This window comes from Candidatus Electronema sp. TJ, from assembly GCF_048287355.1.
In the GTDB taxonomy this organism is placed as follows: Bacteria; Desulfobacterota; Desulfobulbia; order Desulfobulbales; family Desulfobulbaceae; genus Electronema.
Genome location: NZ_JBLWEP010000110.1, coordinates 1 through 7,908, shown reverse-complemented (window position 1 = coordinate 7,908; position 7,908 = coordinate 1). Strand labels below are relative to the sequence as shown.

Sequence of the window (7,908 nt, the reverse complement as noted above, 5' to 3'; positions counted from 1 at the left end):
GTGCATCCCAGCGCGAAGGTGCATGTCTCGCTGATTTGTCCCGACGCAGGCAAGCGCGAGCTGTTGCGCGGTTTCAGCGGCTCCGTCTGCGCCATGACCCGCGCTGAGAGCCTCGATATTGCCGAATCCGGCGCAGTGCCGGATGATGCGGCTCACGCGCTGGTGAACGGCGTTGAGGTGGTGGTGCCGCTCAAGGAGCTGATTGACGTGGATGCCGAACTCGACAAACTGGCCCGCGAGCGCAAGGTGCTGGAGCAGGACTTGCAGCGGGTGTGCGGCAAGCTCGGCAATGAGAACTTCCTCCGCAATGCGCCGCCAGAGGTGGTGGCCAAGGAGCAGGCCAAGCTGGAGGAGCTGAACGCGCGGATAGCGAAGAATGAGGAGTCGAGGGAGAGGTTGGGGAAGCTGCATCAGTAGTAAAAGAAGGGTGAAGGGGCAGGTGTGGCCTGCCCCTTTAAGCGTATCAACTGATTACAGATGATGCTGCACGGATTGCGCCGATTGTCACTCCATAATTAAATCCACTGAAATAACTGCATCCGCCATTGGTATGAACTCCAACAATCCTGCCATCGGTCGTCAGAATCGGCGAGCCAGATGAACCACCTTCCGTGTCGAGGCTGTTGTATGCAATCTGACCAGCTTTGTTATGCAGCATAGAGCCTGCTTCCACTTTTTTTGGCCGCCCTGACGGATGCTGGATCAAGCACAGCATGGCACCAGATTGGGTGACATCCTGCTCGGCAAACTGAAATGTTCCATATATCTCGCCTGGCAGCTTCCCGGACGCATTCCTTCCCAATCGTACAATTGCAAAATCCAAACCTCCTGATCGGTATTCCAGCAATGCTTCAACAGGAAATGACTCACCAAGCCTTTCTTGCTTGGTTTGGCCATTGATTTGAAAGTTGAAATTGACCCGCATGAGAGTGGCTATTTCAGCAGATTCAACAGTTATTCCATTACGAGATGGTCGCTGCCATCCGCCGCCGTATTGATCAAAGCAGTGTCCGGCTGTAATAAACATATCGTTCGTAAACAACCCGCCGCTGCCCCAGCGTACTCCGGTAACATTTCCTGGTGACTCATTAGAACCGTTAAAACGTTGATGCAGGTCGTCTAACCATTGCAGTTGACCGATTGGAGGTTCATAACGATCAACAAACTCTCGTGTGACACCAAGAGTCCCATCGTACAACTCGACATCTTGAGTATCATCCACCCCACATAGACTCTCATAGGCGTATCGTTCGATTTCAGCATCAAGACGGCCAAGTTCAAGTGATAACACCTCGCGCCGACGCAGCATATCCTGCAAAGGCTTCTCAGGTTCTGCTGAAGTTCTAAACATCATAATCGCCGCAGCCTCAACATGCGGCGGACGAGGCAGAGCAACTGGTTTTGGATTCATGATTGACCTCCCTGAAATTAGATTGAAAGGGGTGCCTGCACCATTCCGGCACCTATTGAACCTGTATCTGTATTGGCAAGAGGATTCTTTGTAGCGTTAGCCAACAGTGCAGAATATAAGGAACCTGGATTGAACAGGTCTCCAGTGCTGCCTAGTTTCTCCACCCAAAGTGCCGCAACACCTGCGACATGCGGTGTTGCCATAGATGTGCCGCTCATGCTCGCCCATCCTCCTCCAACCGCAGCAGAGACGACATCAACGCCCGGCGCGACGATCTGAGCGCGAGCATTTGAGAATGATGCTACTTCCCACTTGTCTGCTTTCAAGCCGACTGCACCTACAGGGAATAACTCTGCCGCTGGCAGCCCTGCGTCGAGCACGAATGCTGGCCGATCACTTTCGTTGCCGCTTGCTGCAACAAACAGGACATTCTTCCGTTGGGATTCAAGAAACGCACGTAGTGTAGCTATGCCTTTTATGATATCGTTCTGTTGCCGCATAGCTTTCTGCGTGGCGAGTGCTGGATTCATGCCTGACCGGATCAATCGTTCAGTGTTGCCTGGCAAATCGTAGCCAAGTGACATAGAAATCACCGATGCGTTTTCCTCCATAACCGCCCAGTACATGCCCTTCAGCAACATTTCGAGTGTGCCACCATTTGTTCCAATAACTTTGCCTATGCAAAGTTTAGTCACACCTGGAGCAATCCCCACACGCACATCATCCACAATCGTACCGCATACCGTCCCTGCACAGTGTGTACCGTGTCCCTCTTTGTCTGTTACGTCATCTATACTGTTTCCTTCTCCAGTAAAATCTCGCTTTGCAAGTTTTTTGCCTTTGAACGCGGGATGAGTGGCATCAATTCCTGTATCGAGCACAGCTACAGTGACTCCTTGGCCTGTAAATGGACAGGTGTCGGCATTCACAGCCAAAAGTCCTTCTGGCATTCGGAGAGTGCCTGCTGTTTTTAACGATATTGCATCCGATACATAACGTGCTTTTGGTTGAACGAGAGAAAAGACAACATCTGGATCAGCCACCATAACAGTACTTGGGTCAGATCGTAATTGTTCGGCATCAGATTCATGCCCATCTATCGTATCAATAGATATTGAAATTTTTTCTGGAGATTCTCCAGTAAGATCAATTGATCCTCTAGTAACTTTTGCAGACATCCAGGAAACAGGATCAGAGAAGTAAGATGCTCTCTTTCGATAATAAACATGTTCAATGTCAGCGTTGGTTCTAATGACTAAATATCGTGTTGACATGATGTATCTCCTTTTGTGTAAAATTGACAAGCTTGCTTTTAGCCACACTACCATAGTAGTGTATCATACCGATAAAAAAAGTTGTAGAGGACGCGCACAAAAAACTAACCTTTCGCAGCGAGGCGGACGTACATCCCAGCGCGAAGGTGCATGTCACCCTGATTTGTCCCGACGCAGGCAAACGCGAGCTGCTGCGCTCTTTCAGCGGCTCCATCTGCGCCATGACCCGTGCTGAGAGCATTGACATTGCTGATTCCGGCGCGGTGCCGGATGATGCCGCTCATGCGCTGGTGAGCGGCGTTGAGGTGGTGGTGCCGCTCAAGGAGCTGATTGACGTGGAGTGGAGGCCGAGCTGGACAACCTCTGCACATCTCTGGCCAAACGGGACGTGGAATTGACAGCGACGGCCTTGGCTGCCTGCGATGCAGCAGCTTTTGTTGCAGGGGAAATGATGGCGCAGGACAAAACAGCCTGCATGAACTTGAAAGGCCGCGTGAACCGCCCTGTTTCACACTTCAATCAGGCTGTTTCACGCTTAAAACAACACGATTCACGTTTAAAACGGTCTGGTTCACGCTTGAATTAAAGCGATTGAAGCATGAACCAGGCTGATTCACACGTAAATCAGCCTGATTGAAGCGTGAATCAGGGCAATGTAACTGTGAAACAGAACGGTTCAAGCGTGCTTTGCGGAGAGAAAAGCCGCATGCTGCTCAGCAGAAAAAGCTGACGGCGCGGCGAAATCTTGAATGATCAAGGGATTTGGCCCGCTGCCCATGAGATGCGATTCATTCCACGGTCAGCACAGCGACATACTCGTTCAGCGCGATGGTTTGCCCGGCTTCCGGGTAGGGCTTCAGCTCTTTGAGCGTGATCATATGCCCGCTGGTGCGGTAGCTTTGTGGAAACTGCGGATTGGTGTTCAGCACCGCCGCGTGGTTGCCGTCGCCGCTCAGTTCCAACACGATTTCAGCATTGCCCGGCCATGCGCACTCCATTCCGTTCGGGCAGCGCGAGTCGTTCGTGACGGAGGCGAAGTGAATGCGGAGACCGCCTTCCTCAAGCGTGCCACCGTGCTTCAGCTCAATAGGTTTGGGCGGCTGAGGCGGCGCTTCAGGTTTGTCATTGACGCAAGAAACCATAGCCAAGCAGCCGCAGAGCAGCAGCATCTTCCTCATCATGTTTGCCTCCATCTGTTTGATCAAGTGAATTGGAACGGGCGGCCCGCTGCGCAGTTCGCCGCAATCATAGTCAGCTCAGTATATTGATTTTCCAAAGAACGCACCAGCGCAAACTGTGTTCTGGCCCGAAAAAGATTCTGTTCCTGGCGCACTGCCTTGAAATAGCGGCTGCCTGCGAGATAGTCGCTGTAAAAGCGCAGGCCCAGCTCCAGACTGATCAGCCGCGCACTGTCAGCTATGAGCCGCAAGTCGCCGGGCTTGAGCAGCGCGGCGGCGCGGGAAAAATAACCTTCCAGCACGGCGGCGAAGAAATCTTTTCGGAACACAACTTGATCCAGATTCTCGATCTCTTCGCCCAGCGGATTGCAGCAGGAGCGCAGGCAGTCGCCGAGGTCGTGCAGGATAAGGCCGGGCTTGACTGTGTCGAGATCAAGCAGGCTGATGACCTGCCGCCGGTCGTGCGAAAAAAGAAAGTTGCCGACCTTGGGATCACCGTGCACGGGCTGCACGCTGATCTCGCCACGCCGCCGGGCCTGCTCAAGCAGAAAGATGTCCGCCCTGCGCTGATGGATGAAGTCGCGGCAGTCGGCAGCCTCGGGCTGGCAGAGATCCATTAGGCGCGTCTCGTATTCAGCCAGATAGAGCGGGGTGTTGTGAAAGCCGGGCAGCGTGTCGGCCAGCGGAGGCGGAGGTAGGGCAGCCAAAAGCTGATGAAAGAGTCCCAGCGCGGTGCCGATTTCCCGAGCCTGCTCCGCATTCTCGATCACTTCAAGGACTGAGCCGTCGAGATATGAGAGCAGCCGCCAGCAGGCTCCGTTGCTGTCCGTCCAGCTGTTCAGGCCTGCCGGACTGCTGAACACCTCAAAGACTTTGAACGAATTGTCCGCAGGCAGGGATATGCGGAGATGCTCCGTCACCCGGCAGAGATTGGCCTGCACCAGCGATGGGTCAGGAAAAACTGCCGGATTCAGCCGCTGAAGGACGTATTTTCCTCCTGCCGCTGTGACTGCCAGCCAAGTGTCATTGACCCTGCCGCTGCCCAGCGGCACGAGCGAGACCAGCTCCTCGTTTGGCCGGAGAAAGGCGAAGGCTCCGCAGGCAAGGGCGTTCATGACAGCTGCTCCGCTGGGTATTTTTTCGCATTGAGGACAACCTTGCGCCGGGCAGCATCAAGCAGATCAATGTCCAGACGGTCAGCCATGCGGACAAGATAAATCAGCACGTCCGCCATCTCCAAGGCTGCGGCCTCGCGCTGCCTTGTGTCCAGCTCAATGCTCTGCTGCTCTGTCAGCCACTGAAAATGCTCGGTCAGTTCAGCAGCCTCGACGCTCAGGGCCATGGCCAGATTTTTCGGGCTATGAAACCGCTCCCAGCCGCGCTCGGCAGCGAAGCCGCGCAGAAAGACAGCCAATTCTTCCAAAGAATTGAAAGGCATGATCAGCGTTTGGAAAAAGAAAAGGGCAGGCGCATGGCCTGCCCCGCGTCAGTTTGCAGACGGAACTCGTCTCATTCCTCGTACTTCAGAGCCACGTAGCGGCTGAACTCTCCCGCCCGCACCTTGAGGAGCACTTGGCTGCCGCCTTTTTTCAGAGCATCCTTCAGATCGGAGAAGCTGCGCACCCGCACCCGGTTGACCTCCTCAATGAGCTGGCCCGGCTCAATGCCGACATTATCCGCCGGGCTGTTGGCCTCGACTTCGGCAACAAGCACGCCTTGGCCTTTGCTGTAGCCGAACTGCTCGGCCAATTCAGGTGTAAGCTCCTGCAAGGTCAGGCCCAGCTTGTCCATGAGCGAGCCGTCCTGCTGCTTCATCTTGCTCTTGCCGCCCTCACTGAAATCAGAAGGCTGCTCGGCGATCAGCACGCTCACCTGCTGTTTGCGGCCGTCCCGGATGATGTCCAAGGTGACAGCTGTGCCGGGCGCAATCATCGCAATCCGGTTGCGCAGGTCGCTCACATCATTCAAGGTCGAGCCGTTGAGAGCAAGAACAACATCGCCTTGCTTCAGTCCGGCCTTTTCAGCGGGCGAGCCAGACGTGACTTCAGAGACGAGAATGCCTTCGGTCTTGCCTAGACCGAAGGACTGCGCCAGGTTGTCGTCCACATCTTGAATGATCAGGCCCAGCCAGCCCCGGATCACCTTGCCGTGGCTGCGCAGCTGCTCCTCAATGGATTTGGCCATGTTGATCGGAATGGCGAAACCGATGCCGATGTTGCCGCCACTGCCGGAAAAAATGGCAGTGTTGATGCCTACAGCTTGGCCCTTGATATTCAGGAGTGGACCGCCGGAGTTGCCAAGATTGATGGCTGCGTCGGTTTGAATGAAGTTCTCGTATTCACTGATGCCGATTTTGTTGCGACCGGTGGCTGAAACCACGCCTACAGTTACGCTCTGGCTCAGTTCAAAGGGGCTGCCAATAGCGATCACCCATTCGCCGACTTCCAGCTCGTTGGAATTGCCTAACGGCAGGGTGGGCAGATTGCTGCCTTCGATCTTGATCAGCGCCACGTCAGACTGCGGATCAGTGCCAACGACTTTGGCGTTGAACTCGCGCTTGTCCGCCAGCTTGACGGTAATTTTATCCGCTTCCTCAACCACATGGTTGTTCGTCAGGATCAGGCCGTCCGGGGAGATGATGAAGCCGGAGCCGGCTCCCTGCCGTTTGAACGGTCGCTGCGGTTGCTGTGGACTTTGCGGCTGCTGAGGGCGCTGCTGCTGGAACTGATCTCCGAAGAAACGGCGCAGAAACTCATCCGCGCCGAACATTTCCTCAAACCGCCTGCTGTCTCGCTTGATGTTTTTCTCCACGCTGATGTACACCACCGCCGGCCCGGCTTTCTTCACCACCGAGCTGAAGGCTTTGCTGGAACGCTCCAGCGCAAGAACATCATCCTGCGCGGCGGCTTGCGGCGGCGCGGACAGGGCAAGACCGCAGAACGAGATGAAACATGCGGCTGTCAGACGCAGCCGCGCCAACGTGCGCTTCTCGAAGATCATTTTTGCAGCTCCACGGGTTGAAGGCTTGTTGAGAGATGCAGGCTTCTGACCTGCGGACATAGTGTTATACTTGACAGGAAAATCGTCAAGCGGTATTGCGCTCGTCCGCGCCGTTTTTCAGCGTCCTTCAGGGCCATCTTATTTGCGTCGGCACAAGTTTGATCTCAAAAAGCGAAGGCCAGAGCTTGCCGGTGACGAAAAGCCTGTCCGCTGCCGGATCGTGCATGATGCCGTTGAGGACATCCTCGTCGCCTTTGCCGGGCTGGCGCATCTGGGCTGATATTTCCGACAGGTCGAGCCAAGATGTCACCGCCCCGCTCTCCGGGCTGATGATTGCGATCCGGGTCTCTTTCCACACATTGGCGTAGACCGAGCCTTTGACGTATTCCAGCTCGTTGAGGCGGTCAATTTCCCGTCCTTGATCGCGCACGGTGAGCCGCCGCTGCTCGTTCATGCTCTCCGGGTCGAGAAAATAGAGTGTGGACGAGCCGTCGCTGACGATCAGACTTCTGCCGTCATGAGTGATGCCCCAGCCCTCGCGTGGCCACGGCCATGTGCGCACCAGCTCGAAGCTGCGTTTGTCGTATTGGAAAATCAGCCTGTTGTCCCATGTCAGCTGATAGATTGAATTCTTAAGCACCGTCAGCCCTTCGGCAAAGATATCCCTGCTGTGCTCCAGCCGCTGCTCGACCCTGCCGCTTTCAAGATCGACCCGGCGCAAGGAGGAATAACCGTTCAGGCCGGTGCTTTCATACATCTCGCCTTTGTCCCAAGCCAAACCTTGGGTGAACGCGTTCTGATCATGGGCATATTCTTTGACCGCTTCGCCGATGAAATGGGCCGGAACGGTTTCAGGCTCTTCGCGGCTGCATCCCTTCAGGACGGGCGGCAGGGCGGCCAGAAACAGAGCTGTGAGCAATTGCGCGGCCATGCGTCTGCCGCAAGACAATTCCATGCGTGTGCACCTCCTTGCTGATTTGCTAAAACATCACCCAAGTTGCGACCTGCAACAACTTGGGTTGTCACTGCTTCTTGAGGATTTCTC

Annotated in this window: 8 protein-coding genes and 1 pseudogene; 2 read left to right on the top strand and 7 right to left on the bottom strand. The window is 55.0% G+C overall.

The annotated features are described in order from the left end of the window. Positions 1 to 417 (top strand): annotated as a pseudogene (locus ACNKID_RS08710) (valine--tRNA ligase); the annotation flags it as partial. 46 nt (positions 418 to 463) lie between these two features. Here ACNKID_RS08710 and ACNKID_RS08705 read toward each other — a convergent pair. Both ACNKID_RS08705 and ACNKID_RS08700 read right to left on the bottom strand, forming a co-directional pair. Further along, positions 464 to 1,411 carry a trypsin-like serine peptidase gene (locus ACNKID_RS08705; protein ID WP_417913045.1) on the bottom strand — a complete coding sequence of 316 codons (948 nt, stop codon included), beginning with the start codon at positions 1,409 to 1,411 and terminating at the stop codon, positions 464 to 466. 17 nt (positions 1,412 to 1,428) lie between these two features. After that, complete coding sequence (locus ACNKID_RS08700) at positions 1,429 to 2,685, bottom strand: S8 family peptidase (protein ID WP_417913044.1); 1,257 nt, start codon at positions 2,683 to 2,685, stop codon at positions 1,429 to 1,431. Positions 2,686 to 2,831: 146 nt separating this feature from the next. Between ACNKID_RS08700 and ACNKID_RS08695 the strand changes: the two genes are divergently transcribed. Then, a complete protein-coding gene (locus ACNKID_RS08695) occupies positions 2,832 to 3,083 on the top strand; it encodes a hypothetical protein (protein ID WP_417913043.1) in 252 nt (83 codons plus the stop codon). Between the two features lie 390 nt (positions 3,084 to 3,473). On the opposite strand, the gene ACNKID_RS08690 is transcribed toward ACNKID_RS08695, so the two are convergent. The 5 genes from ACNKID_RS08690 to ACNKID_RS08670 form a co-directional block, all read right to left on the bottom strand. Beyond that, positions 3,474 to 3,866 (bottom strand): hypothetical protein, encoded by a 393-nt coding sequence (locus ACNKID_RS08690; protein ID WP_417913042.1) that lies wholly within the window; start codon positions 3,864 to 3,866, stop codon positions 3,474 to 3,476. 20 nt (positions 3,867 to 3,886) lie between these two features. Next, the gene (locus tag ACNKID_RS08685) at positions 3,887 to 4,978 is read right to left on the bottom strand and encodes a phosphotransferase enzyme family protein (protein ID WP_417913041.1); all 1,092 of its coding nucleotides are present in this window, start codon (positions 4,976 to 4,978) and stop codon (positions 3,887 to 3,889) included. Next, complete coding sequence (locus ACNKID_RS08680) at positions 4,975 to 5,301, bottom strand: nucleotide pyrophosphohydrolase (RefSeq protein ID WP_417913040.1); 327 nt, start codon at positions 5,299 to 5,301, stop codon at positions 4,975 to 4,977. The genes ACNKID_RS08685 and ACNKID_RS08680 overlap by 4 nt, the downstream gene beginning before the upstream one ends. A gap of 71 nt (positions 5,302 to 5,372) precedes the next feature. Then, positions 5,373 to 6,863, bottom strand: coding sequence for a DegQ family serine endoprotease (locus tag ACNKID_RS08675; protein ID WP_417913039.1), 1,491 nt, complete (start codon positions 6,861 to 6,863; stop codon positions 5,373 to 5,375). 127 nt (positions 6,864 to 6,990) lie between these two features. Beyond that, positions 6,991 to 7,818: a glutaminyl-peptide cyclotransferase gene (locus ACNKID_RS08670; protein WP_417913038.1), complete on the bottom strand. Its 828-nt coding sequence runs from the start codon at positions 7,816 to 7,818 to the stop codon at positions 6,991 to 6,993. Positions 7,819 to 7,908: the final 90 nt, after the last annotated feature.

Bases quoted from the DNA above. Each gene is read 5' to 3' on its own strand.
- ACNKID_RS08705 (WP_417913045.1), bottom strand. From the start codon at position 1,411: ATGAATCCAAAACCAGTTGCTCTGCCTCGTCCGCCGCATGTTGAGGCT.
- ACNKID_RS08700 (WP_417913044.1), bottom strand. From the start codon at position 2,685: ATGTCAACACGATATTTAGTCATTAGAACCAACGCTGACATTGAACAT.
- ACNKID_RS08690 (WP_417913042.1), bottom strand. From the start codon at position 3,866: ATGATGAGGAAGATGCTGCTGCTCTGCGGCTGCTTGGCTATGGTTTCT.
- ACNKID_RS08685 (WP_417913041.1), bottom strand. From the start codon at position 4,978: ATGAACGCCCTTGCCTGCGGAGCCTTCGCCTTTCTCCGGCCAAACGAG.
- ACNKID_RS08680 (WP_417913040.1), bottom strand. From the start codon at position 5,301: ATGCCTTTCAATTCTTTGGAAGAATTGGCTGTCTTTCTGCGCGGCTTC.
- ACNKID_RS08675 (WP_417913039.1), bottom strand. From the start codon at position 6,863: ATGATCTTCGAGAAGCGCACGTTGGCGCGGCTGCGTCTGACAGCCGCA.
- ACNKID_RS08670 (WP_417913038.1), bottom strand. From the start codon at position 7,818: ATGGAATTGTCTTGCGGCAGACGCATGGCCGCGCAATTGCTCACAGCT.